Origin of the sequence: Pseudomonas sp. X4 (assembly GCF_040784925.1) — a bacterium.
GTDB classification, from domain to species: Bacteria; Pseudomonadota; Gammaproteobacteria; order Pseudomonadales; family Pseudomonadaceae; genus Aquipseudomonas; species Aquipseudomonas putida_Z.
Map to the genome: position 1 here is coordinate 2,319,712 of NZ_CP160798.1, position 21,517 is coordinate 2,341,228.

Here is a 21,517-nt window from a genome sequence, read left to right on the forward strand (position 1 = left end):
CACGCTTTCTCGCCACAGACGCCGATCTTTGTGGGAGCGGCCTTGTGTCGCGAAAGGGCTGCAAGGCAGCCCCGGCAATTCATGCTTCTGCGCTGAGCCCTTGGGGCCGCGCTGCGGCCCTTTCGCGACACAAGGCCGCTCCCACAATGACTGTGCCAGCCATGCCGATCAGCGCTTGTTGGCGAGCAGGTACACGCCCACAACCAGACCAACGGCACACAGCCCCGCCACATAGTAGGCCGGCGCCATCGGGCTGACTTTGAGCAGCGCAGTCACCACCATCGGCGTCAGCCCGCCAAAGATTGCGTAGGCCACGTTGTACGAGAACGACAGCCCGCTGAAGCGCACCACCGCCGGGAACGCCTTGACCATCACATAAGGCACCGCGCCAATCACGCCCACGCACAGGCCGGTCACTGCATACAGCGGGAACAGCAGCTCGGGGCGCGTAGGCAGGCTGTGGTAGAAGGTCCAGGAGGTCGCCAGCAGCAACAGGCTGCCGATCACGAACACCCGGCCCGCGCCAAAGCGATCGGCCAGGCTGCCAGCGCCGATGCAGCCGAAGCTGAGCAGCACGATGGCCAGGCTGTTGGCCTTGAGGGAGTCGGTGGGGCTGATGTGGTAGATGCTCTGCAGCAGCGCCGGAGTCATCAGGATGAGTACCACGATGGCGGCCGACAGCATCCAGGTCAGCAGCATCGACAGGATGATCGCACCGCGATGGTCACGCAGCACCGCGCGCAACGGCAGCTCCTCGGCCAGCGCCTTGCGCTGCTGCATCTCGGCGAACACCGGGGTTTCGTGCAGCCAACGGCGCAGGTACACCGAGAACAGGCCGAATACACCGCCGAGCAGGAACGGGATACGCCAGGCGTAATCGGCCACTTCCTGCGCGCTGTAGACGCTGTTGATCAGGGTCGCCACCAGCGAGCCAAGCAGGATACCCGCAGTCAGGCCTGCGGTGAGGGTGCCGCAGGCGTAGCCGGTGTTGCGCTCTGGCACGTGCTCGGACACGAATACCCAGGCGCCGGGTACCTCGCCGCCGATGGCCGCGCCCTGGATCACGCGCATCAGCAGCAACAGGATCGGCGCCCACATGCCGATCTGTGCATAGGTGGGCAGCAGGCCCATGATCAGCGTTGGCAGGGCCATCATGAAGATGCTCAGGGTGAACATCTTCTTGCGCCCGAGCAGGTCGCCGAAGTGGGCCATGATGATGCCGCCCAGCGGCCGCGCCAGATAGCCGGCGGCAAAAATGCCGAAGGTTTGCATCAGGCGCAGCCATTCGGGCATGTCGGCGGGGAAGAACAGCTTGCCGACCACCGTGGCGAAGAACACGAAGATGATGAAGTCGTAGAACTCCAGCGCGCCGCCCAGGGCGGACAGTGAGAGAGTCTTGTAGTCACTGCGGGTCAGCGGCCGCGAGGGCTGCTCGATACTGCTCGGCACGGAAGTCATCGCTGATTGTTCTCTTTGTAGGCATGCAGGCCGCTTGGCACGCGGCTTCTGGAGTGGGAGACAGGCGAAGATAGCAAATTGCTGAGCTGCGCCGGAAGCGATACAAAATCCCTACACATATTCATGAATGCACGGTCGTCGCTGGCCGTTATGCTCTATATACTGGCAGTTCGTAGGAAAAGGTTGCTGCTAGCGTGGGATGTTGTGCGAAAACGCCGGTCTTTATGTCAGGCGGTTTCGCAGAGTTTCCCTACGGCCGCTCAGTGAAACGAAATCGGCGTAGTATGTTTCAAGCTGAATCGTTTACCCGGCCTTTGCGCCACACCAACGAAAAGCGTCACGGGTCAGAGGCCCCATCGCATGATTGAGCTCGAACAAGAAGATCCTATCCCGCAAGGTGACCTGGCCTTGCAGATCACCGCACTGCCGCGCGAAACCAACGGGTTTGGCGACATCTTCGGCGGCTGGCTGGTCGCCCAGATGGACCTGGCCGGCACCGCCATGGCCAGCCGTGTCGCCGGCGGCCGCGTGGCCACCGTAGCCATCGACCGCATGGCCTTTCTGGTCCCGGTCGCCGTCGGCGCGCAGTTGTCGTTCTATACCCAGACCCTGGAAATCGGCCGCAGCTCGATCCAGATGATGGTCGAAGTGTGGAGCGACGACCCGCTGTCCAGCGAATGGCGCAAGGTCACCGAAGCAGTCTTCGTCTTCGTCGCCATCGACGGCAGTGGCCGCACCCGCTCCGTACCTCGTCGCTGAGCCACGCCGGCGGTAAACTCATTGCATGTGCCCGGGTCCAAGGCCCACTGGCAATCAATGAGATGAATGCAATGGCTACCTTCCAGGTCGTAACCGAGCAACATGGCGAACTCAACTGCTGGCGTATCAGCAGCGACCACGTCGAACTACTGATCGCCCAGCAGGGCGCGCAGATCCTCAGCTACCAGCGCGTTGGCCAGCCACCGCTGCTGTGGCTGAGCGACCAGGCCATCTTCCGTCAGGACAAGTCGGTACGCGCCGGTGTGCCGGTGTGCTGGCCGTGGTTCGGCAACCTGCAGCGCAACCCCCAGGCCGTGCAGGCCATGTACCACGGCAAACAGGCTCCCGCCCACGGCCTGGCGCGCGCGCGCGACTGGCAATTGCTGGCTATCGAGGAAGCGGGCGAAGGCCTGCGCATCGAATTCGAACTGCCGGAAGCGCAGGGTGACCTGCCTGGCTGGCCTCATGACGTCGAGCTGAAGCTGGTAGTGGAGTTGGGCGAGGACCTGCAGCTGAACCTGACCAGCCGCAACATGGGCAATACCCCCGTCACCATCAGCCAGGCCCTGCACAGCTACTTCGCGGTCAGTGACGTGCGCCAAGCGCGGGTCGAAGGGGTGGAGGGGCTGAGCTATATCGAGACCCTGGCTGACTGGGAGCAGCGCCAGCAGCAGGGGCCACTGGCGTTTGCCGGGGAGACTGACCGGATCTACCTGGCGACCCCGCAAACCCTGAGCATCGTCGACCCGCACTGGGAGCGGCGCATTACCTTGACCAGCAGCGGGTCGCGCTCGGCGGTGATCTGGAACCCTTGGACTGAACGGGCCAGGGATCTGCCGGACATGGCTGATGATGGGTGGCAGCGGATGCTGTGCATCGAGACGGCGAATGTGTGGGATGACCTGGTGGAATTGAAGCCTGGGGGCAGCAGCTCGCTGGGGGTCAGGATTGGCTGTGAAATGATCTGAGTCTTGCAGTGCCTGTTCGGGCCCCTTCGCGGGTAAACCCGCTCCCACAAGGTCTCCACAATATTCAAGGTTTGTGGAGACCCTGTGGGAGCGGGTTTACCCGCGAAAGGGCCAGTGCAGGCAATCAGAGGTCTGCGTCCTCCACCACCCTCACCTTCCCGGCATCCAGCGCATAGGCCGCATCGGCCAGGTCATTGCTGACCTTCTCCACCTTCAGCTTGCCGCTGACCCACAGCGGTGTGTAGATATCATCGATCTTCAGGCCTTTCGGGTAGCGCACCAGCACCAGCTGGTTCGGTGGTGGTGGCGGCACATGAATGCACGCGCCCGGGTACGGTACCAGGAAGAACAACGTGCTGTTGCCCTTGGCGTCGCTCTCCAGCGGCACCGGGTAGCCGCCCAGGCGAATATCCTTGCCGTTCATGGCCGCCACGGTCTTGGTCGAGTACATCACCGCCGGCAGGCCCTTGCTCTGCTTCAGGCCGCCCTTGTCGGTAAAGGTGCCCATGGCTTCCGGCGAGTTGTGGTCGATATCGGGCATTTGCTCGAGTGCCTGCTGGTCCGACTTGGGCATCAGCTCCAGCCAGTCGGTTTCAGGCAGTTCGGCATGGGCCAGGGCGCTGGCCAACAGCAGTGGGGCGAGGAAAAAGGCACGCATGAAAATGCTCGGCAACTCGAATGAATTGCCGGGCATTCTAACCAGTATTCAGCGTTTCTTGATGAATCCGTAGATCACCAGAAGGATCACAGCACCGATCAGCGCGCCAAGGAAACCGGCAGCCTGCCCGGCCTGGTAGATACCCAGCGCCTGACCGCCGTAGGTGGCCAGCAGCGAGCCGGCAATCCCCAGCAGGATGGTCATGATCCAGCCCATACTGTCGTCGCCCGGCTTGATGAAGCGGGCCAGCAGGCCGACGATAAGGCCGATGAAGATGGTTCCAATGATACCCATGGCAATCCCTCTGCAGTGAAGATGAAACAAGCCAAAGCCTAGACAGCGCTTTGGCTTGTTGCCATTTCAGAGGGCAAGCCGCTGGTAGAAGTTCGATCAGTTGCCGATCAGGGCTTCTACTTCGGCAATCTTGCGCTCGAGGGTGGCCATGTCGTGGCAGCGCAGGGTGGCGTGGCCAACCTTGCGACCAACCTTGAAGGCCTTGCCGTAGTGGTGCAGGTGGCAGTCACCGATGGCAACCACCTTGTCCACCGCCGGCACTTCACCGATGAAGTTGAGCATCGCGCTCTCGCCGACCTTGGCAGTCGAGCCCAGCGGCAAGCCGGCGACGGCGCGCAGGTGGTTCTCGAACTGGCTGCACTCGGCGCCTTCGATGGTCCAGTGCCCGGAGTTGTGCACGCGCGGGGCGATTTCGTTGGCCTTCAGGCCGCCGTCGACTTCGAAGAACTCGAAGGCCATCACGCCCACATAGTCCAGTTGCTTGAGCACGCGGCCCACGTAGTCTTCGGCCAGGGCCTGCAGCGGGTGCGCCTGGCTGGCGACCGACAGGCGCAGGATGCCGCTTTCGTGGGTGTTGTGCACCAGCGGGTAGAAGCGGGTTTCGCCATCACGGGCACGCACGGCCACCAGCGACACTTCGCCGGTGAACGGCACGAAGCCTTCCAGCAGGCAAGGTACGCTGCCCAGCTCGGCAAAGGTACCGACCACGTCCTCAGGCGTGCGCAGCACCTTCTGGCCCTTGCCGTCGTAACCCAGGGTGCGGGTTTTCAGCACGGCCGGCAGGCCGATGTTGGCCACCGCGGCGTCCAGGTCGGCCTGCGAGAGGATGTCGGCGAAGGCCGGGGTAGGGATACCCAGGTCGCGGAACATGCTCTTCTCGAACAGGCGGTCACGGGCGATGCGCAGCGCTTCGGCGCTGGGGTACACCGGCACGAACTGCGAGAGGAAGGCCACGGTCTCGGCCGGGACGCTTTCGAACTCGAAGGTGACCAGGTCGACTTCGTCGGCCAGCTGGCGCAGGTGGTCCTGGTCGCCGTAGTCGGCACGCAGGTGCTCGCCCAGCGGCGCAGCGCAGGCGTCCGGCGCCGGGTCGAGGAAGGCGAAGTTCATGCCCAGCGGGGTACCCGCCAGGGCCAGCATGCGGCCCAGCTGGCCGCCACCGATTACACCGATCTTCATGGGTTGAGCCTCAAGCCTGGCGCGGGTCTGGGTTGTCCAGCACGGTGTCGGTCTGTTCCGTGCGGAACTGCTTGAGCGCCGCGTGGTACTGCGGATACTTGGCGCCGAGGATGCTGGCAGACAGCAGCGCGGCGTTGACTGCACCAGCACGACCGATGGCCAAGGTGGCAACCGGCACGCCGGCTGGCATCTGCACGATCGACAGCAGCGAATCGACACCCGACAGCATCGACGATTGCACGGGCACGCCCAGCACCGGCAGGTGGGTCTTGGCGGCACACATGCCTGGCAGGTGGGCTGCGCCACCGGCACCGGCGATGATCACCTCGATGCCACGGCCCTCAGCCTCCTCGGCATACTGGAACAGCAGATCCGGGGTACGGTGGGCGGAAACCACCTTCACCTCGTAGGGAATGCCGAGTTTTTCCAGCATATCGGCGGTGTGGCTAAGGGTGGACCAATCGGACTTGGAGCCCATGATCACGCCAACCAGTGCACTCATCGTCGAGCCTCTTCGCTTGTGCGCCCTTGGGCGCGTCAAAAAACAACAAGCCACGCGGGACGACCGGCGTGGCTTGTTTGCTGATCAGGACCGGACGCATCCGGTCGAAAGGCCGCGCAGTATACCGTAAGGTGGTGCGTTTAAGGCACCCCGGCGACCAACTGTCGCCCCTTATTTTTCGGGGCTTTGACTGACTTTTGGGTCAACCATCGCCGCCCCCTCGAGCTTGCGCCACAACAGCCTCACATTGGCCTTGCGCACCAGGGCGCAGCGGTACAGGCGGATTTCCAGCGGCACGTGCCACTGGCTGCCGCCGCAGATCGCCAGTTCGCCCCGTTCCAGTTCGCCACGCATCGACAGGCGCGGCACCCAGGCGATGCCCATGCCTTCCAGCGCCATGCTCTTCAGACTGTCGGCCATGGCAGTTTCATAGACGGTGGTATAGCGCAGGTTGCGCTGACGCAGCAGCAAATTGACCGAGCGACCGAGGAAGGCGCCGGCGGTATACGCCAGTAGCGGCACGCTGCCCTCGCCTTCCAGGTCGAACAACGGCTTGCCCTCGGCATCCACGGCGCATACCGGCAACATTTCAGTGGTGCCCATGTGCAGCGACGGGAAGATCTCGGCATCCATCTGCAGGGCGGCATCCGGGTCATAGAAGGCCAGCATCAGGTCGCAGCCACCTTCGCGTAATGCATGCACGGCATCTCCGACGTTGGTCGCAACCAGGCGGGTGGCGATGTTCAACCCGTCGTTGCGCAACTGGGCCACCCAACGCGGGAAAAAGCCCGATGCCAGGGAGTGTGCCGCGGCCACCTGCACCACCTCACCCTGCCCGCCTTCCAGATGATGCAAGTGGCGGAGAATTTCGCTCAACTGGTCGACAACAGTACGCGCAGTGACGAGAAACAGCTGGCCGGCCTCTGTCAGCTCGATCGGCGTGCGGGAACGATTCACCAATTGCAGGCCCAAGGCTGCTTCCAGGCTGCGAATGCGCCGGCTGAAGGCCGGTTGGGTGACGAAACGCCGCTCTGCCGCCTGGGAAAAACTGCGGGTGGCGGCCAGCGCACTGAAGTCTTCCAGCCATTTGCTTTCAAGGTTCATGAAGCACATCTCCTGGCGTGCACCAAAATGGAACACGCTCGAATGTCAATTGGCGTCACATGAAACACTATGCCGTTTGTGCATAGGTTAGCGTGCAACAGCATTGGCCGCAAAATCACCTTCAGGCCTAGGATTGGCGCCATTCCGGCATGTGCCGGGTCAAAATCGAGATGATATACATCATGTCCTCCGCTGCATCGTTCCGCGTCGAAAAAGATTTGTTGGGTACCCTTGAAGTTCCTGCAGATGCCTACTACGGCATCCAGACCCTGCGCGCTGCCAACAACTTCCACCTCTCCGGTGTTCCGCTGTCGCACTACCCGAAGCTGGTCGTGGCCCTAGCCATGGTCAAGCAGGCTGCTGCCGACGCCAACCGTGAGCTAGGTCACCTGAGCGATGCCAAGCACGCTGCCATCACCGCAGCCTGCGCCCGCCTGATCAAAGGCGATTACCACGACCAGTTCGTGGTGGACATGATCCAGGGCGGTGCTGGTACTTCTACCAACATGAACGCCAACGAAGTCATCGCCAACGTCGCGCTGGAGGCCATGGGCCACCAGAAGGGTGAGTACCAGTACCTGCACCCGAACAACGACGTGAACATGGCGCAGTCGACCAACGACGCCTACCCGACCGCCATCCGTCTGGGCCTGCTGCTGGGCCACGACGCCCTGCTGGCCAGCCTCGACAGCCTGATCCAGGCCTTCGCTGCCAAGGGTAAAGAGTTCGACCACGTACTGAAGATGGGCCGTACCCAGCTGCAGGACGCCGTACCGATGACCCTGGGCCAGGAATTCCGCGCCTTCGCCACTACCATGACCGAAGACCTGCAGCGCCTGCGCTCGCTGGCCCCGGAACTGCTGACCGAAATCAACCTGGGCGGTACCGCCATCGGCACCGGCATCAACGCCGACCCTGGCTACCAGGCCCTGGCCGTACAGCGCCTGGCTGCCATTAGCGGCCAGCCGCTGGTACCGGCTGCCGACCTGATCGAAGCCACCTCCGACATGGGCGCCTTCGTGCTGTTCTCCGGCATGCTCAAGCGTACCGCCGTCAAGCTGTCGAAGATCTGCAACGACCTGCGCCTGCTGTCCAGCGGCCCGCGCACCGGCATCAACGAGATCAACCTGCCAGCGCGTCAGCCAGGCAGCTCGATCATGCCAGGCAAGGTCAACCCGGTTATCCCGGAAGCCGTCAACCAGGTGGCCTTCGCCATCATGGGCAACGACCTGGCCCTGACCGTCGCCGCCGAAGGTGGTCAGCTGCAGCTGAACGTTATGGAGCCGCTGATCGCCTACAAGATCTTCGACTCGATCCGCCTGCTGCAACGCGCCATGGACATGCTGCGCGAGCACTGCATCGTCGGCATCACCGCCAACGAACAGCGCTGCCGTGAACTGGTCGAGCACTCGATCGGCCTGGTCACCGCCCTGAACCCGTACATCGGCTACGAAAACGCCACCCGTATCGCCCGCGTTGCCCTGGAAACCGGCCGCGGCGTACTGGAACTGGTGCGCGAAGAGAAGCTGCTGGACGACGCGATGCTCGACGACATCCTGCGTCCGGAAAACATGATCGCTCCCCGTCTGGTTCCGCTGAAGGCGTAACCAGGCCGCTGTAAACAGTCTCACCAGGTCGAGGGACTAGACACCTCTCAACCTTTCCAAGGCCCGAGCCTATGCTTCGGGCCTTTTTTTTGCCTGAAGGATTTGGGGCTGCTTTGCAGCCCATCGCGACGCAAGGCCGCTCCTACAAGAGCCCTGCGAACACCGCCAATGTGGGAGCGGCCTTGTGTCGCGATAGGTCCGCAGAGCGGCCCCCGAACATCGGCACACAACTTGCTCCATAATGCGTCCCAGCCCAACGGGATTACCCAGCATGCTGCACAGCCACCTGACCACCCTCAACGCGGTTTCGCTGATCCTCAACGTATTCCAGGCAGACGGTTGCGAGGCGTCGGCGCTGCTGGCCGGCAGCGGCATCGGCCCGGCAGACCTGGGCCATGCCGATGCGCGCATCACTACCCAGCAGGAACTGCAGGTGTGCGCCAACGCCGTTGCCCGGCGCGAGGATATCGGCCTGGAACTGGGCCGGCGCATGCATGTGTCGTGCTACGGCATGCTCGGTTACGCCCTGCTCTCCAGTGCCACTTTGGGTGACGCCTTGCGCCTGGCGCTGCAGTATCCGGCACTGCTGGGAACAGTCTTCAAGCTGCGTTTGCTCGACGACGGCCAGCGCGTCTGGTTCAGCGCCAGCGACTACCACGATAGCCCGACGCTGACCGCCTTCAACGCCGAGTTCTGCCTGGTGTCGCTTAAGGTCATCTGCGACGACCTGCTCGGCCGCCCGCTGCCCCTGCTGGCAGCCCGTTTCGAACACCCACGGCCCGGTTACCACGCACTCTATGCCGGGGCATTCCAGTGCCCGGTCGGTTTCGAGGCCGAGGACAATGCCTTTGCCTTCGAACGGCGCTGGCTGGACACGCCACTGCCGCTGGCCGACCCGATTACCCACAAGGCCATGAGCGAACGCTGCCGGCGCCTGAACCTGGAATTCACCGGCCGCCAGGCCTGGCTGGGGCGGATTCGCCAACTGCTGGCGCAGCAACTGGATGCAGCGCCCGGGCTGGAAGGGCTGGCGCGGCAGATGAACTGCTCATCGCGCACCCTGCGCCGGCATTTGCAGGCGTTGGGCAGCAGTTATCAACAGCTGCTGGATGAACTGAGGTTCGAGCGGGCCAAACAGATGCTGGCTGATGAGCAGATGCCAATCTATCGGATTGCCGAGTGCCTGGGGTTCAGCGAGACCGCCAGTTTTCGGCATGCGTTCCAGCGTTGGAGTGGCGTCGCGCCCAGTCATTTTCGCGGTTGACCTGTACCGGCCCTTTCGCGGGTTCACCCGCGAAAGGGCCAGTACAGGCCACCAACAAATCCAGCCAAAGAGCTTGGCCATATCGATCCCCTTTTGGCCACTTGCGTCGTTCTCCCCCACTGGCCCGCCCATGAGAATGGGCCCACGCCAGTACCCACCGGAGAACAACAATGCTGACGATCTATTCCGATGACCACCGCCTGCACCACGGCCGCTGCGAGCTGATCGACGGCAAGCTGATGCCCTGTTTCGAAATGCCGTCACGCGCCGACCATGTGCTCGACCAGGTAAAAAAGCGCAACCTCGGCGACATCCAGGGCCCCACCGACTTCGGGCGCGCACCGTTGCTGCGCATCCACAGCGCCGGCTACCTGGACTTCTTCGAAGGCGCCTGGGCGCGCTGGGCCGCACTGGGGCAGGAAGGCGACCTGCTGCCGTTCACCTGGCCCGCACGCACCCTGCGCCAGGTAAAACCCACCGGCCTGCACGGTGAGCTGGGCTACTACAGCTTCGATGCCGGCGCACCGATCACCGCCGGTACCTGGCAGGCCGCCTACAGCGCCGCCCAGGTCGCCCTCACCGCGCAGGCGGCTATCCAGCAAGGCGCCCATTCCGCCTTCGCCCTGTGCCGCCCGCCAGGGCACCATGCCGCCGGCGAAGTCATGGGTGGCTATTGCTACCTGAACAACGCCGCGATCGCCGCCCAGGCCTTCCTCGACCAGGGCCGGCGCAAGGTCGCCATCCTCGACGTCGACTACCACCACGGCAACGGCACCCAGGACATCTTCTACAACCGCAACGATGTGTTCTTCGCCTCGATCCATGGCGACCCGCGCGACGAGTTCCCGTTCTTCCTCGGCTATGCCGATGAAACCGGCGAGGGTGCCGGTGAAGGCTGCAACATCAACTACCCTCTGCCGGCCGGCAGCGACTGGGCCGCCTGGAGCGCTGCGCTGGAGGACGCCTGCCAGCGCATCGCCGCCTATGACGCCGATGTGCTGGTGATCTCGCTGGGCGTGGATACCTTCAAGGACGACCCGATCTCGCAGTTCAAGCTGGACAGCCCGGACTACCTGGAAATGGGCAAGCGCATTGCCCAGCTCGGCAAGCCGACCCTGTTCGTGATGGAAGGCGGCTACGCTGTGGAAGAAATCGGTATCAACGCGGTCAATGTGCTGGAAGGCTTCCAGCGCGCCCAGCCAGGAGCCCGGTAATGGTCCGACTCAAGCGTCTGCTCGCCCCGTTCATCGCCGCTACCCTGATCACCGGTGCCCTGCAAGCCCAGGCCGAACAGCGCACCCTGCGGGTGTACAACTGGTTCGACTACATCACCCCGCAAACCCTCACCGAATTTCAGAAAGACAGCGGGGTGAAGCTGGTCTACGACATCTTCGACACCAACGAGGCGCTGGAAGCCAAGCTGCTGACCGGCAACTCCGGGTATGACGTGGTAGTGCCGTCCAACGTATTCCTCGCCAAGCAGATCGAAGCGGGGGTGTTCCAGCCGCTGGACCGCAGCAAGCTGCCGAACTGGCAGCACCTGGACCCGGCGCTGATGAAGCTGATCGAGGCTAACGACCCCGGCAACAAATTTGCCGTGCCTTACATGTACGGCACCGTGCTGATCGGCTTCAACCCGGCCAAGGTCAAGGCTGCGCTCGGCGACAACGCCCCGGTGGACAGCTGGGACCTGATCTTCAAGGAAGAGAACATCGCCAAGCTCAAGCAATGCGGCGTGGCCCTGCTCGACTCGCCGTCTGAGATCATGCCGCTGGCGTTGCAGTACCTGGGCTTGCCACCGAACAGCGACAAACCGGCTGATTACAAGAAAGCCGAAGCGCTGATGCTGAAGATTCGCCCGCACATCACCTACTTCCATTCCTCGAAATACATGGCCGACATCGCCAACGGCGATATCTGCGTGGCAGTGGGCTACAGCGGCAGCTTTTCGCAGGCCGCCAACCGCGCCGTCGAGGCGAAGAATGGCGTAGTGGTGGACATGCGCCTGCCCAAGGAAGGTGCACCGATCTGGTTCGACATGCTGGCGATTCCGAAGAACGCGGCCAACCCGGAAGATGCCCACGCGTTCATCAACTACCTGCTGCGGCCCGAGGTGATTGCGCCGATCAGTGACTTTGTCGGGTACCCGAACCCGAACAAGGACGCGACCGACAAGGTGAGCCCGGCGATTCGCAACAACCCCAACCTGTATCCGACGGCGGAGGCGATGGCCAAGCTGTATACCCTCAAGCCCCTGGCGCGGGATGCCGAGCGGGCTCGGACCAGGGCCTGGACGCGAATCAAGTCCGGCACCTGATTTAGAGCCGGGGGCTGCTTTGCAGCCCAATCGCCGGCAAGCCAGCGCCCACAGGGATCGCGCAAGCTTGAGGATTTAGAGCAAGGCAGTTGCTCCCCAGGGCTGCACAGCTCTCAAGACCAGTGCAGTCCCTGTGGGAGCGGGCGTGCCCGCGAAGGGCCGCACAGCGGCCCCATTCACTTTCTCCAGGCCTTGCGCAAGCGCATCAACGCCTCGGCAATCTCCCCCTCCGGCACCGCTGCAAACCCCAGCACCAGCCCTGCCCTTTTATCCACAGGTACCTCGCTGTCCGCCAGCCAGAAATTGCTCAGCGGCGTCACCTCCACCCCCACCGCTTCAGCCTTGGCCACCAGCTCCTGCTCTCGCGCAAAGTTATCCACATCGACCTTTACATGCAGCCCGGCCGCCACCTCCGGCATGCCGCCCAAACCCGGAATATCCACAGGCCAGCCAGCCTTCAGCACATTGCGCCGACTCAACGCCGCCTTGCGCATGCGCCGAATATGCCGCTGGAAGTGCCCCCGGGCCATGAACTCGGCCATCACGCACTGGCTACTGACCTCCGAATGCCGCACCGCCAGCGCCCTGCCCTGGCTGAACGCCTGCGCCAGTTGCGGCGGCAGTACCAGGTAGCCCAGGCGCAACGCCGGAAAGGCGATCTTGCCGAAGGTACCGACGTACAGTACCCGCCCGTGCCGGTCGAGCGCCGCTAGCGGGGCCAAGGGCGCACCGCTGTAGCGATACTCGCCGTCGTAGTCGTCTTCGATGATCCAGCCTTCGCTGCGCTCGGCCCAGGCCAGCAGTTCCAGGCGTCGCGCCAGGCTCATGGTCACCCCGGTCGGGTACTGGTGGGCTGGCGTGACATAAGCCAGCCGGCAATCCGTCAGCTGCCCGAGCCGGCGACAGTCCATGCCGTCCTCGTCCACCGGCACACCACACAACCTGCCACCGGCCAGCGCAAAGGCATGCCCGGCTGCGCGGTAACCCGGGTTTTCCACAGCCACACCGTCGCCCGGCTGCAACAGCAACTGTGCACAAAGGCTGATGGCCTGCTGCGCACCACTGGTGATCACAATTTGTTCAGCAGTACAACCCAGCCCACGCGAGCGACGCAGGTAGGCCGCGATCAGTTCGCGCAGCAGCGGCTCACCTGCCGGGTCACCATAACCCAACTGCGCCGGAGCCGGGTTGCGCCAGAAACCCGCCTGCAGCTTGGCCCAGACGTCGAACGGGAACAGGTCGAACGCCGGAATACCGACGCGAAAAGCACGCGGTGCACCGCTTCTTGGGGGCGGCAGATGGTTACTTTTCAGGCGCTGCAAAGGCTCGCTGGAACAGCGCTTGCTGGATAAATCCTCAGTATTTTTTGAGGAAAATGTGGATAAGTCTGTTGATAACCCCCTGGATAACCCTGTGGATACTTGTGTGGATAGTTTTGCAGCGGAGAGTTTCGGTAACTGACTGACATAGGTGCCGTCGCCTACCCGGCTTTCGATGTAGCCCTCGGCATATAGCTGGTCATAGGCCCGCACCACGCTGTTGCGTGACAGCGCCAGCATGGCGGCCAGATCACGAGTGGCCGGTAGCCGCGTGCCACTGCTCAGGCGCCCGTCCAGCACCCGCGCACGTAGCGCCTGGTACAGCTGTTGGCTGAGCCCGCGGCGGCGATCGAGGGCGATCCCGGCAGGGTCGAAAGGCAACACTAGGGGGCGCTCGCTCACGGTATTGGACCTATAAAAACAGCTGTTAATGGCTCTTACTATGAACCAATAGCCTGCCTAGGATGGAGCCATCGCACAAGGAAACCGAGCATGTACAACAGCAAACCCCATCAGGAACACGACCTCGGGCGCCTGCACCAGCACATGCTCGACACCCGCCTGGCCATCCTGGTCAGCAAGGGCGAACAAGGCCTGCTGGCCACGCATCTGCCAGTGCTGGTCGATATCGCCGAAGGCGAATTCGGCACCGTCTATGCCCACCTGGCGCGGGGCAACCCCCAGTGGCACGACCTGAAGCAAGGCGGCGAAGCCCTGCTGGTGTTCCCCGGCGCCGATGCCTATGTCAGCCCCGGTTACTACCCGAGCAAGGCCGACAACCCCAAGGTGGTGCCAACCTGGAACTACCTGGCCGTGCACGCCTATGGCCCGGCCGAAGTGATCCACGACGCCGAACCACTGCTGGCCATTGTCAGCCGCCTGACCGAGCACCACGAACAAGGCCGCAGCGAACCGTGGAACGTCACCGATGCCCCGCGTGACTACCTCGATGGCATGCTCCGCGCCATCGTCGGCATCCGCCTGCCCATCGCCCGCCTGCAGGGCGCGCGCAAGCTCAGCCAGAACCGCTCTGAGCAAGACATTGCCGGCGTGCGTGAAGGCCTGAGCGCCAGCCCCGATTACCTGGATAACCAACTCGCGGCGCACATGCGCCAACTCTGAAGGAATAGCCGATGTCCAGCGTTACCCTGCGTCCTGTTACCACCCAAGACCATGCTGCCTGGCTCGGCCTGTGGCAGGCCTACTTGCACTTCTATGAGTCCGAATTGACCGAAGAGGTCAACCTCAGCACCTGGCAACGCCTGCTCGACCCGAACGAACCGACCCATTCGGCCCTGGCCTGGGTCGATGGCAAGGCAGTGGGCATGGTCAACTTCATCTACCATCGTTCCAACTGGAGCATCGGAAACGCCTGCTACCTGCAGGACCTGTACGTGGACAGCACACAGCGCGGCCTGGGCATCGGCCGCCAGCTGATCGAGCATGTCTACGCCAAAGCCAAGGCCGACAACTGCGCCAAGGTGCACTGGCTGACCCACGAAACCAACGCCACCGCCATCAGCCTGTACCAACAGGTTGCCGAGCGCTCGGGCTTCATCCAATTCCGCAAAGAGTTCTAAGCCGAACATGACCGACGCATTGAACTGGAAACCCGCCGCAGCTCCCCAGGCCGAGCCCATCGACGGCCGCTTCATCCGCCTGGAAAAGCTCGACCCGGCGCGCCATGGCGACCACCTTTGGGAGGTGCTGCAAGGCCCGGCGGCCGACCCGGCGCTGTGGGACTACCTGCCCTATGGCCCGTTCACCGAACGTGCCGCCTTCGACCGTTGGCTGGAAGGCAACGCCGCTGGCCGCGACCCGCTGTTCTATACCGTCATCGACCGCGCCAGCGGCCAGGCCCAGGGCATCCTGAGCCTGATGTCGATCGTGCCCGACCACGGCCGCATCGAAATCGGCCACATCGCCTTCGGCGCTGCCATGCAGCGTACGCCCAAGGGCACCGAAGCGGTGTACCTGCTGGGTAAGCTGGGCTTCGAGCTGGGCAACCGCCGGCTGGAGTGGAAGTGCAATAACGCCAACGCACGCTCCAAGCGTGCGGCGGAGCGGTTTGGCTTTGTCTATGAAGGAGTGTTCCGCAAGCACCTGGTGGTGAAGGACCACAATCGGGATACGGCGTGGTATTCGATTACCGATGATGAGTGGCCGGCGGTGGCTGCCGGGTTCGAGCGTTGGTTGAGCGAGGAAAACCAGAAGCCCGAGGGGCAGGTGCAGACCTTGGAGGCGTGCCGCAAGGGTTGAGAATTGCACTGGACCAACCGGCCTCTTCGCGGGCTTGCCCGCTCCTACAGGTTTTCCACAGGTCTCGAGACTGGTGGTGTACCTGTGGGAGCGGGCAAGCCCGCGAAGAGGCCGGCAGATTCAACGCAAAAAAAAGGGGAGCATCCGCTCCCCAGAGGTAAACCGCTTGTAGATGAGGGCTTATCTCAGCCTTCGATCTCGATCAGGATCTCGCCCGGTGTCACGCGGTCGCCCTTGGCCACGTGGATGGCCACGACCTTGCCAGCGATACCCGCCTGCACTTCGGTCTCCATCTTCATGGCTTCGGTGATCAGCACGGCCTGGCCGGTCTTGACCATGTCGCCTTCCTTGACCAGCACATCGACGATGTTGCCTGGCATGGTGGTGCTGACATGGCCCGGGGCACTGGCCTGCTTGCGCTTGCTGCTGCCGCCGCCGACGAATTCGTTGAGCGGCTCGAACACCACTTCTTCCGGCATGCCGTCGATCGACAGGTAGAAGTGGCGCTTGCCTTCGGCCTTCACGCCCACACCGGTGATGTCGACGCGGTAGGTTTCGCCGTGCACGTCGATGACGAACTCGGTCGGTACGCCTTCACCGCTATGAGACGCCACTGCGCCCGCTTCAGGAATTGGCAGCAGGACTTCAGGGGTCAGGGTGCCGGCTTCGCGTTCTTCGAGGAACTTGCGGCCAATGTCCGGGAACATGGCGAAAGTCAGCACGTCTTCTTCGCAACGGGCCAGGGCGCCGATATCGGCACGCAGCTTGGCCATTTCCGGTTTCAGCAGGTCGGCCGGGCGCACATCGATCACTTCTTCACTGCCGATCGCCTGACGGCGCAGCTGCTCGTTGACCACGCCCGGAGCCTTGCCGTAACCGCCTTGCAGGTACAGCTTCACCTCGTTGGTGATGGTCTTGTAGCGCTCGCCGGCCAGCACGTTGAAGAACGCCTGGGTACCGACGATCTGCGAGGTCGGGGTTACCAGCGGTGGGAAGCCGAGGTCTTCACGCACGCGCGGGATCTCAGCCAGCACTTCGTTCATGCGGTTGAGGGCGCCCTGCTCCTTGAGCTGGTTGGCCAGATTGGAAATCATGCCGCCCGGTACCTGGTTGACCTGCACGCGAGTGTCCACGGCGGTGAACTCGCTTTCGAACTGGTGGTACTTCTTGCGCACGGCATAGAAGTACAGGCCGATTTCCTGCAGCAGCTCCAGGTCCAGGCCGGTATCGAATTCGCTGCCCTTGAGCGCGGCAACCATCGACTCGGTACCCGGGTGGCTGGTGCCCCAGGCGAAGCTGGAGATGGCGGTGTCGATGTGATCGGCGCCGTTTTCCACAGCCTTCAGCTGGCACATTGCGGCCAGGCCGGCAGTGTCGTGGGAGTGGATGAACACCGGCAGCGACTGCTCGGCCTTCAACGCCTTGACCAGTTCGCCGGTGGCGAACGGGGTCAGCAGGCCGGCCATGTCCTTGATCGCCACCGAGTCGCAACCCATGGCTTCCATCTGCTTGGCCTGCTTCACGAAGGCTTCGATGGTGTGTACCGGGCTGGTGGTGTAGGCGATGGTGCCCTGGGCGTGCTTGCCGGCAGCCTTGACCGCTTCAATGGCCACGCGCAGGTTACGCACGTCGTTCATCGCATCGAAGATGCGGAACACGTCGATACCGTTGACCGCTGCCTTGGCGACGAACGCCTTGACCACATCGTCGCTGTAGTGGCGGTAGCCCAGCAGGTTCTGGCCGCGCAGCAGCATTTGCAGGCGGGTGTTGGGCAGTGCCGCGCGTAGCTTGCGCAGGCGCTCCCACGGGTCTTCCTTGAGGAAGCGCACGCAGGCGTCGAAGGTGGCGCCACCCCAGACTTCCAGCGACCAGTAGCCGACCTTGTCGAGCTTGTCGCAGATCGGCAGCATGTCTTCGGTACGCATGCGGGTGGCCAGCAGGGACTGGTGGGCGTCGCGCAGGATCGTGTCGGTTACGTGAATTTTCTTGGACATTATGGGGTTCCTCACAGGCCTGCGTGGGCGGCGATGGCAGCGGCGATGGCCAGGGCCAGCTCTTCGGGTTTGCGCTTGATCGAGTAGTTGGTCAGTTCCGGGTGGCTTTCGACGAAGCTGGTGTTGAACTGGCCGCTACGGAATTCGGGATTGCGCAGGATTTCCTGGTAGTACGCGGCGGTGGTCTTCACCCCTTGCACGCGCATGTCGTCCAGGGCCCGCAGGCCGCGGTCCATGGCTTCTTCCCAGGTCAACGCCCACACCACCAGTTTCAGGCACATGGAGTCGTAGAACGGCGGAATGGTGTAGCCGGTGTAGATCGCCGTGTCGGTACGCACGCCCGGGCCGCCGGGGGCGTAGTAACGGGTGATCTTGCCGAAGCTGGGCAGGAAGTTGTTCTTCGGGTCTTCGGCGTTGATGCGGAACTGCAGCGCGTAACCGCGGTGCTGGATGTCTTCCTGCTTGACCGACAGCGGCAGGCCCGAGGCAATGCGGATCTGCTCACGGACGATGTCGATACCGGTGATTTCCTCGGTGATGGTGTGTTCCACCTGCACCCGGGTATTCATTTCCATGAAGTACACCTCGCCATCGGCGAGCAGGAACTCCACGGTACCGGCGTTCTCGTAGTTCACTGCCTTGGCCGCACGCACCGCCAGGTCGCCGATGTAGGCGCGCTGTTCGGGGGTGAGCTGTGGGCTCGGGGCGATTTCGATGAGCTTCTGGTTGCGGCGCTGGATCGAGCAGTCGCGCTCGAACAGGTGCACGACGTTGCCAAAGCTGTCACCGAGGATCTGCGCCTCGATGTGCTTGGGGTTGACGATGCACTTTTCCAGGAACACTTCCGCAGAACCAAAGGCCTTGGTAGCCTCGGAGATGACGCGGGGGAAGTTCTGTTCCAGTTCTTCACGGCTGTTGCAACGGCGAATACCACGGCCACCACCACCAGAGGTGGCCTTGAGCATGACCGGGTAACCGATGCGGTCACCTTCACTCAGGGCTTCGTGAATATCGGCAACGTTGCCTTCGGTACCCGGGGTTACCGGTACACCGGCGGCAATCATGGTGCGGCGTGCTTCGGTCTTGTCGCCCATGCGGCGAATGACCTCGGCGGCCGGGCCGATGAACTTGATCCCGCGTTCGGCGCAGATCTCTGCCAGTTCAGCGTTTTCCGACAGGAAACCATAGCCCGGGTGCAGGGCATCACAGCCGGTTTCCACAGCCAGGTTCACCAGCTTGCGCGGGTTCAGGTAACCGGCCAGCGGCTCGGCACCAATGCTGTGGGCTTCGTCGGCGCGCTTGACGTGCAACGCGTGGCGGTCGGCGTCGGAATAGATCGCCACCGAGCGAATGCCCATCTCGGCGCAGGCACGCACGATCCGAACTGCAATTTCACCTCGGTTGGCGATCAGGATTTTTTTTATCACTGGAGTCTTCCCAAAGCCGTAGGAACAGTCGAGCCGGTTCTCCCGGTCGGCGCGTGACCAGACGTTGCTGGCCAGTCGCACATTCACCCTAGCGCTGTAGGTTGATAAACAAAAATCAATATTTGTTAGGGGCTGTATTAGCAAAAGCTTATAGTGCGGTAACAAGGTGTTGCCGAAGGGCGGATAAAAATGCGTAAGTCCTTGATGCGTATGACTTTGCGTCAACTGCAGATCTTCAACGAGGTATGCGATTTGCGTTCGTACAGCCGTGCGGCGGAAGAGATGGCGCTGACGCAACCCGCCGTTAGTCTACAGATCCGCCAGCTCGAAGAGCTGATCGGCCAGCCGCTGTTCGAGTACGTGGGCAAGAAGCTCTACCTGACCGAAGCTGCCGAGGCCCTGCAACGCGCCAGCCGCGACATCTTCGGGCGCCTGGAAAGCCTGGACATGCAGCTTTCGGACATGCAGGGCTCATTGCAGGGGCAGTTGAAACTGGCGATCGAGTCCAGTGCCAAGTACTTCGTGCCACACCTGTTCGCGGCCTTCAAGCAGCGTCACCCGGAGGTCAACCTGACCCTGACGGTGGTCAATCGCGCCCAGGCCATCCGCCGCCTGTCGGACAACCGCGACGACCTGATCATCATGTCCATGGTGCCGCAGGACATGGGCCTGGAGTTTCTGCCGTTCCTCAACAACCCGATCATCGCGGTGGCGCCGCCCGAGCACCCGCTGTGCAAGCTGGAGCAACTGCGCCTGCAGGACCTGGAGCCTCATACCCTGCTGGTCCGCGAACAGGGTTCGGGCACGCGCAAGGCTTGCGAGGAATACTTCAAGGACAAGCGCGTGCATTTCACCCAGACCCTGGAGGTGGCCTCGGCCGACGCCCAGCGCGAGTGCGTGATTGCCGGCCTGGGCATTGCCATGCTTACCCGCCATGCGGTCAACCTGGAGCTGGCCACCGGTGTGCTGAGGGAGCTGCCCGTGGAGGAACTGCCGCTGTACCGCAGCTGGTGCGTGGTGCAGTCCAAGGCCAAACGGCAGTCGCCGGTGGCCTTGGCTTTCCTGGCGTTCATCCGCAGCGAACGTGCGCTGATCAGCGCACTGGTTGAGCGTTTTTCGGGGAAGCTGCTGCCGACGCCTGCCAGACCGTGAGCTCTTGCAGCTCGGGGTAGTCCACTAGTTCGCGGAGCAGTTGACGTTGGTCGCAATAGCTCTCGATCGCGCGGCGGTATTCCATGCGGCGCTGATCCTTTTCCTGCTGCTTGCGAGCCTTGGCGCTGGGTTGGTACGTACCGTCGAAGTCACGAGCCATTGCCTGTCTCCCAGATAGGATGCGGGAGTTTCAGACTGGCTTGAGTGGTTTACGGTTTGGCTGTGGAATGGTGACAAAACAGTGAATTTTTGCTGCCTGTGCTGGCCCTATCGCCGGCAAGCCAGCTCCCACAGGTACTCCACAGGACTCGAGGCCTGTGGTGACTGTGTGGGAGCCCGGCTTGCCGGCGATAGGGCCAGCACAGGCAATGCAGATCAGTCGTCGGTAGCCTTGATCGACTTGGGCGACAAGCGCAGGCTGCGCAAGCTGCGCTTCACGCTCTTCAGGTGGTTGACCAGGCTCGGCCCTCGCGCCATGGCCACGCCCATGGCCAGCACGTCGATCACCACCAGGTGAGCGATACGCGAAGTCAGCGGGGTGTAGATTTCAGTGTCTTCATGCACGTCGATCGCCAGGTTTACCGTCGACAGCTCCGCCAGTGGTGTCTGGCTGGGGCACAGGGTAATCAGGTTGGCGCCGCTCTCACGGACCAGGTTGGCGGTGATCAGCAGGTCCTTGGAACGGCCCGACTGGGAAATGCATACCGCCACATCACCCGGCTTCAGGGTCACCGCCGACATCGCCTGCATGTGCGGGTCGGAATAGGCTGCCGCGCTGAGCAGCAGGCGGAAGAACTTGTGCTGGGCATCGGCCGCTACCGCACCGGAGGCGCCAAAGCCATAGAACTCCACACGCTGCGCCTGGGCCATGGCGGTCACCGCCTGCTGCAGCGCCTGCGGGTCGAGGTGCTCGCGCACTTCCATCAGGGTGTGCAGCGTGGTGTCGAAGATCTTCAGGCTGTAGTCGGCGACCGAGTCGTCTTCATGGATGGCGAACTGGCCGAAACTGGCCCCCGCAGCCAGGCTCTGCGCCAGCTTCAGCTTCAGGTCCTGGAAGCCCGAGCAACCGATCGCGCGGCAGAAACGCACGATGGTCGGTTCGCTGATACCCACGCTGTGCGCCAGGTCGGCCATGGAGCTGTGCATGACGGCAGCCGGGTCGAGTAGCACGTGGTCGGCTACTTTGAGTTCCGATTTGCGCAGCAGGTGGCGCGATTGGGCGATATGTTGCAACAGATTCACAGGCTGGACTCGGT

The 21,517-nt window shown here is 63.0% G+C and carries 21 protein-coding genes; 10 read left to right on the forward strand and 11 right to left on the reverse strand.

Features of this window, described 5'->3' with window-relative positions; genetic code table 11:
- Positions 1-168: 168 nt before the first annotated feature.
- Positions 169-1,458 (reverse strand): MFS transporter, encoded by a 1,290-nt coding sequence (locus ABX298_RS10200; RefSeq protein ID WP_085615976.1) that lies wholly within the window; start codon positions 1,456-1,458, stop codon positions 169-171.
- Positions 1,459-1,818: 360 nt separating this feature from the next.
- Here ABX298_RS10200 and ABX298_RS10205 point away from each other — a divergent pair, with 360 nt between their 5' ends.
- Together ABX298_RS10205 and ABX298_RS10210 are read left to right on the forward strand one after the other, a co-directional pair.
- The gene (locus ABX298_RS10205) at positions 1,819-2,217 is read left to right on the forward strand and encodes an acyl-CoA thioesterase (protein ID WP_003253317.1); all 399 of its coding nucleotides are present in this window, start codon (positions 1,819-1,821) and stop codon (positions 2,215-2,217) included.
- A 71-nt stretch (positions 2,218-2,288) separates the two neighbouring features.
- Positions 2,289-3,185, forward strand: a complete 897-nt coding sequence (locus ABX298_RS10210) for a D-hexose-6-phosphate mutarotase (RefSeq protein ID WP_367394362.1) — start codon at positions 2,289-2,291, stop codon at positions 3,183-3,185.
- A gap of 124 nt (positions 3,186-3,309) precedes the next feature.
- Here ABX298_RS10210 and ABX298_RS10215 read toward each other — a convergent pair whose 3' ends face one another.
- From ABX298_RS10215 to ABX298_RS10235, 5 genes are all read right to left on the reverse strand, one after another.
- On the reverse strand, positions 3,310-3,843 hold the full coding sequence (locus ABX298_RS10215; RefSeq protein ID WP_161797630.1) for a DUF3299 domain-containing protein: 534 nt from the start codon (positions 3,841-3,843) through the stop codon (positions 3,310-3,312).
- A gap of 48 nt (positions 3,844-3,891) precedes the next feature.
- A complete protein-coding gene (locus ABX298_RS10220) occupies positions 3,892-4,137 on the reverse strand; it encodes a GlsB/YeaQ/YmgE family stress response membrane protein (RefSeq protein WP_012274863.1) in 246 nt (81 codons plus the stop codon).
- Between the two features lie 96 nt (positions 4,138-4,233).
- Positions 4,234-5,316, reverse strand: coding sequence for a 5-(carboxyamino)imidazole ribonucleotide synthase (locus ABX298_RS10225; protein WP_075046776.1), 1,083 nt, complete (start codon positions 5,314-5,316; stop codon positions 4,234-4,236).
- A gap of 10 nt (positions 5,317-5,326) precedes the next feature.
- Positions 5,327-5,818 carry a 5-(carboxyamino)imidazole ribonucleotide mutase gene (gene purE, locus ABX298_RS10230; protein ID WP_003253304.1) on the reverse strand — a complete coding sequence of 164 codons (492 nt, stop codon included), beginning with the start codon at positions 5,816-5,818 and terminating at the stop codon, positions 5,327-5,329.
- Positions 5,819-5,989: 171 nt separating this feature from the next.
- Complete coding sequence (locus ABX298_RS10235) at positions 5,990-6,922, reverse strand: LysR substrate-binding domain-containing protein (RefSeq protein WP_075046777.1); 933 nt, start codon at positions 6,920-6,922, stop codon at positions 5,990-5,992.
- A gap of 182 nt (positions 6,923-7,104) precedes the next feature.
- Between ABX298_RS10235 and aspA the strand changes: the two genes are divergently transcribed.
- The 4 genes from aspA (at position 7,105) to ABX298_RS10255 (ending at position 12,110) form a co-directional block, all read left to right on the forward strand.
- Positions 7,105-8,529 (forward strand): aspartate ammonia-lyase, encoded by a 1,425-nt coding sequence (gene aspA, locus ABX298_RS10240; RefSeq protein ID WP_003260072.1) that lies wholly within the window; start codon positions 7,105-7,107, stop codon positions 8,527-8,529.
- Positions 8,530-8,800: 271 nt separating this feature from the next.
- Positions 8,801-9,793: an AraC family transcriptional regulator gene (locus ABX298_RS10245; protein WP_085691518.1), complete on the forward strand. Its 993-nt coding sequence runs from the start codon at positions 8,801-8,803 to the stop codon at positions 9,791-9,793.
- 170 nt (positions 9,794-9,963) lie between these two features.
- Positions 9,964-11,007, forward strand: a complete 1,044-nt coding sequence (locus ABX298_RS10250) for a histone deacetylase family protein (RefSeq protein WP_075046779.1) — start codon at positions 9,964-9,966, stop codon at positions 11,005-11,007.
- Positions 11,007-12,110 (forward strand): polyamine ABC transporter substrate-binding protein, encoded by a 1,104-nt coding sequence (locus ABX298_RS10255; RefSeq protein ID WP_075046780.1) that lies wholly within the window; start codon positions 11,007-11,009, stop codon positions 12,108-12,110. The genes ABX298_RS10250 and ABX298_RS10255 overlap by 1 nt, the downstream gene beginning before the upstream one ends.
- Before the next feature lie 176 nt (positions 12,111-12,286).
- Here the strand turns inward: ABX298_RS10255 and ABX298_RS10260 are convergent, their stop codons facing one another.
- The gene (locus tag ABX298_RS10260) at positions 12,287-13,831 is read right to left on the reverse strand and encodes a PLP-dependent aminotransferase family protein (protein WP_367394363.1); all 1,545 of its coding nucleotides are present in this window, start codon (positions 13,829-13,831) and stop codon (positions 12,287-12,289) included.
- 90 nt (positions 13,832-13,921) lie between these two features.
- Here ABX298_RS10260 and ABX298_RS10265 point away from each other — a divergent pair, with 90 nt between their 5' ends.
- Genes ABX298_RS10265 through ABX298_RS10275 form a run of 3 tightly spaced genes read left to right on the forward strand, consistent with a single transcriptional unit; the run spans position 13,922 to position 15,688 of the window.
- Positions 13,922-14,551 (forward strand): FMN-binding negative transcriptional regulator, encoded by a 630-nt coding sequence (locus ABX298_RS10265; protein WP_367394364.1) that lies wholly within the window; start codon positions 13,922-13,924, stop codon positions 14,549-14,551.
- A gap of 11 nt (positions 14,552-14,562) precedes the next feature.
- Entirely contained in the window at positions 14,563-15,009 is a 447-nt protein-coding gene (locus tag ABX298_RS10270; protein WP_367394365.1) for an N-acetyltransferase family protein, read from the forward strand.
- A 7-nt stretch (positions 15,010-15,016) separates the two neighbouring features.
- Complete coding sequence (locus tag ABX298_RS10275) at positions 15,017-15,688, forward strand: GNAT family N-acetyltransferase (protein ID WP_367394366.1); 672 nt, start codon at positions 15,017-15,019, stop codon at positions 15,686-15,688.
- A gap of 185 nt (positions 15,689-15,873) precedes the next feature.
- Here the strand turns inward: ABX298_RS10275 and oadA are convergent, their stop codons facing one another.
- Both oadA and ABX298_RS10285 read right to left on the reverse strand, forming a co-directional pair.
- Complete coding sequence (gene oadA, locus ABX298_RS10280; protein WP_025341144.1) at positions 15,874-17,682, reverse strand: sodium-extruding oxaloacetate decarboxylase subunit alpha; 1,809 nt, start codon at positions 17,680-17,682, stop codon at positions 15,874-15,876.
- Between the two features lie 11 nt (positions 17,683-17,693).
- On the reverse strand, positions 17,694-19,109 hold the full coding sequence (locus ABX298_RS10285) for an acetyl-CoA carboxylase biotin carboxylase subunit (protein ID WP_013974837.1): 1,416 nt from the start codon (positions 19,107-19,109) through the stop codon (positions 17,694-17,696).
- Between the two features lie 189 nt (positions 19,110-19,298).
- On the opposite strand from ABX298_RS10285, the gene ABX298_RS10290 reads away from it, so the two are divergent.
- On the forward strand, positions 19,299-20,261 hold the full coding sequence (locus ABX298_RS10290) for a LysR family transcriptional regulator (RefSeq protein ID WP_015272364.1): 963 nt from the start codon (positions 19,299-19,301) through the stop codon (positions 20,259-20,261).
- On the opposite strand, the gene ABX298_RS10295 is transcribed toward ABX298_RS10290, so the two are convergent.
- Together ABX298_RS10295 and hexR are read right to left on the reverse strand one after the other, a co-directional pair.
- On the reverse strand, positions 20,203-20,421 hold the full coding sequence (locus tag ABX298_RS10295; protein ID WP_075046785.1) for a PA3496 family putative envelope integrity protein: 219 nt from the start codon (positions 20,419-20,421) through the stop codon (positions 20,203-20,205). The genes ABX298_RS10290 and ABX298_RS10295 overlap by 59 nt on opposite strands.
- Positions 20,422-20,636: 215 nt before the next feature.
- The gene (hexR, locus tag ABX298_RS10300; RefSeq protein WP_011536461.1) at positions 20,637-21,503 is read right to left on the reverse strand and encodes a transcriptional regulator HexR; all 867 of its coding nucleotides are present in this window, start codon (positions 21,501-21,503) and stop codon (positions 20,637-20,639) included.
- Positions 21,504-21,517: the final 14 nt, after the last annotated feature.

Excerpts from the sequence above, each read along its gene's own strand:
- ABX298_RS10200 (WP_085615976.1), bottom strand. The coding sequence starts at position 1,458 with ATGACTTCCGTGCCGAGCAGTATCGAGCAGCCCTCGCGGCCGCTGACC.
- ABX298_RS10205 (WP_003253317.1), top strand. The coding sequence starts at position 1,819 with ATGATTGAGCTCGAACAAGAAGATCCTATCCCGCAAGGTGACCTGGCC.
- ABX298_RS10210 (WP_367394362.1), top strand. The coding sequence starts at position 2,289 with ATGGCTACCTTCCAGGTCGTAACCGAGCAACATGGCGAACTCAACTGC.
- ABX298_RS10215 (WP_161797630.1), bottom strand. The coding sequence starts at position 3,843 with ATGCGTGCCTTTTTCCTCGCCCCACTGCTGTTGGCCAGCGCCCTGGCC.
- ABX298_RS10220 (WP_012274863.1), bottom strand. The coding sequence starts at position 4,137 with ATGGGTATCATTGGAACCATCTTCATCGGCCTTATCGTCGGCCTGCTG.
- ABX298_RS10225 (WP_075046776.1), bottom strand. The coding sequence starts at position 5,316 with ATGAAGATCGGTGTAATCGGTGGCGGCCAGCTGGGCCGCATGCTGGCC.
- purE (WP_003253304.1), bottom strand. The coding sequence starts at position 5,818 with ATGAGTGCACTGGTTGGCGTGATCATGGGCTCCAAGTCCGATTGGTCC.
- ABX298_RS10235 (WP_075046777.1), bottom strand. The coding sequence starts at position 6,922 with ATGAACCTTGAAAGCAAATGGCTGGAAGACTTCAGTGCGCTGGCCGCC.
- aspA (WP_003260072.1), top strand. The coding sequence starts at position 7,105 with ATGTCCTCCGCTGCATCGTTCCGCGTCGAAAAAGATTTGTTGGGTACC.
- ABX298_RS10245 (WP_085691518.1), top strand. The coding sequence starts at position 8,801 with ATGCTGCACAGCCACCTGACCACCCTCAACGCGGTTTCGCTGATCCTC.
- ABX298_RS10250 (WP_075046779.1), top strand. The coding sequence starts at position 9,964 with ATGCTGACGATCTATTCCGATGACCACCGCCTGCACCACGGCCGCTGC.
- ABX298_RS10255 (WP_075046780.1), top strand. The coding sequence starts at position 11,007 with ATGGTCCGACTCAAGCGTCTGCTCGCCCCGTTCATCGCCGCTACCCTG.
- ABX298_RS10265 (WP_367394364.1), top strand. The coding sequence starts at position 13,922 with ATGTACAACAGCAAACCCCATCAGGAACACGACCTCGGGCGCCTGCAC.
- ABX298_RS10270 (WP_367394365.1), top strand. The coding sequence starts at position 14,563 with ATGTCCAGCGTTACCCTGCGTCCTGTTACCACCCAAGACCATGCTGCC.
- ABX298_RS10275 (WP_367394366.1), top strand. The coding sequence starts at position 15,017 with ATGACCGACGCATTGAACTGGAAACCCGCCGCAGCTCCCCAGGCCGAG.
- oadA (WP_025341144.1), bottom strand. The coding sequence starts at position 17,682 with ATGTCCAAGAAAATTCACGTAACCGACACGATCCTGCGCGACGCCCAC.
- ABX298_RS10290 (WP_015272364.1), top strand. The coding sequence starts at position 19,299 with ATGCGTAAGTCCTTGATGCGTATGACTTTGCGTCAACTGCAGATCTTC.
- ABX298_RS10295 (WP_075046785.1), bottom strand. The coding sequence starts at position 20,421 with ATGGCTCGTGACTTCGACGGTACGTACCAACCCAGCGCCAAGGCTCGC.